Raw genomic sequence first — 1,983 nt, forward strand, 5'->3', positions numbered from 1 at the left:
GTCGGGTAGACCGGGCGATTGCTCGACCCGGCCCCCCACAGATCCGAGCGTGCGCGATTGACGCACTCGGCTCCTCAATCATCAGTTTCGCTGTCAGGTGAACCGGTGAACAATCCTGGCACGCGGCATTGGGAGGATTGACAACAGCTGCGCTGCCTTTTCCCACGAGAACCATCCCTTCTGCGAGCGCCTCCTGAGCCACTTGATCCAGATACGCCGGACCGTGTTGACGAAGCGCTGCAGAGCTTCGATGTTGTTCGTGATCCCGTAGTACGCGTAATGCCCAGTGACCTTTCGACAGAGTTGGCGGTGCTGTTCACGCAGCGGCCGGTGACGGTTGGCTCGGCACCACAGCGAGATTCGCTTGAGGCCGCGCTTGTACCGATCCTTGGCCGTTTTCTGCTTGATGATCCAGCGACCGCGCCGGGATTTTCCCCAGTAGTAGGTAAAGCCCAGGAAGTCGAAGGTCTCGGCACGCTGCTCGCGGTGCGGCCGGAACCGCACCAGCCGGGTCTTGGTCGGGTGCAGGGTCAGGCCGTAGCGCGCGAAGCGCTTGGGCAGCACCTCCAACACCTTGCGGGCATCGGCTTCATTGCTGAACGCCAGGATGGCGTCATCGGCGAACCTCACCGAGAACGCTCGTCCTCGTAGACGCGGCTTGGCGTCTATCTCAAACCACTCGTCCAGCACATAATGGAGGTAGACATTCGCCAGCAGGGGGGAAATCACTCCACCCTGCGGGCTGCCGACTTCTCCCTTCTGCCATTGCCCAGCCTCCAGTACCCCAGCCTTGAGCCACTTGCCGATCAGGCGGAGGATGACACCGTCCTTCACTCGTTGCTGCAGAAACGCCCGTAGGTGCTGGTGGTCGATCGTGTCGAAGAAGGCCTTGATGTCCAGGTCGATGACCCAGGCGCCTCCCATCGACATCAGGTTGTTCCTCACCGCCTCGACAGCCTGATGCGCCGAGCGTCCCGGTCGGAAACCGTACGAGCCGTCCAGAAAGTCGTGCTCGTAGAGCGGTTCCAGCAGGGCCACCACGGCACGCTGCAAGACCTTGTCTTCAAAGGTGGGAATCCCAATCGGCCGTGTGGTGCGCCCATCTCCCTTGGGGATATGGACACGCCGCACCGGCGGCGCTCGGTAGCGACCGCTCTTGGCCCCTTCCAGCAGTCGCTGGATGTTGGCCTCGAAGCCGCGCGCGAAGTCGTCCGCCGTCTGACCATCAATCCCGACCGCACCGTCATGGCGCGTCATCAGGTAGGCCGTCTTCAGCCACTGGGCGTCGATGTAGTGCGCCAGTGACGTGAAGGCACGCTGCGGGAAGCGCTCTGCCAGCGCTGCTATCCGCACTTGTTTCGTGGACATGACCTCCGGTTCCTGTGCACCTGTCATGTTGCCCTCGTGCAGTTCTGATGATTGGCCGCCCCTTCCCTCCAGCGGGTCCCGTCGAGTCGGTTCCCCGCCTTCCTCGGTACTATGAGCGACTCCGACTCCCGCCCTTCCATCCGGCTGGCTCCTTATGGTCGCCTGGCCGTACCCCCTGAGTGCCTGCTGTTTGCTTCCGGCACCGTCAGGCACCACAGCACCGGACCGGGAGCTTTCGCCGCAGGCAGCCCCGCGCCTGTGTCCATACTTCTCGGGGGAGAAGGACGGGCCTCCCAGGTTCCTGGGAAACCCCTATGTGGACATGCCCTGCTCTTCGACCCCGGCGGCCCTTCCCTGCCAAGCCGTACGGCAGGGTCATGTTGCCTTCCAGTTTTTGAAGACTGTCGGCGACCACGAAGATCAACATTTCGAGGCTCAATCACACGGCCTATCCACTCGCTGTCTACGCTTCGCAGCGGCGGTTACCCGACACCACGCAAGACTCGCTACCGGCTGGTGGCTAACCTTGACCGGGTGGGACTTTCACCCACTGGGTTTCAACTCATCCTTTCCACCTCCTCGGTTTCCCGGATGACCAGGCTTTGCCTGGCGCAC

Annotated in this window: 1 protein-coding gene; it reads right to left on the reverse strand. The window is 62.5% G+C overall.

The window, feature by feature from the left end; all coding sequences use genetic code 11:
- Nucleotides 1-93 precede the first annotated feature (93 nt).
- Nucleotides 94-1,395, reverse strand: a complete 1,302-nt coding sequence (ltrA, locus tag HOP52_RS19490) for a group II intron reverse transcriptase/maturase (protein ID WP_238979194.1) — start codon at nucleotides 1,393-1,395, stop codon at nucleotides 94-96.
- Nucleotides 1,396-1,983 lie beyond the last annotated feature (588 nt).

Source organism: Billgrantia campisalis (assembly GCF_022341425.1).
Classification (GTDB): domain Bacteria; phylum Pseudomonadota; class Gammaproteobacteria; order Pseudomonadales; family Halomonadaceae; genus Halomonas; species Halomonas campisalis.

Coding starts and splice junctions, on each gene's coding strand:
- ltrA (WP_238979194.1), bottom strand. CDS start 1,395: ATGACAGGTGCACAGGAACCGGAGGTCATGTCCACGAAACAAGTGCGG.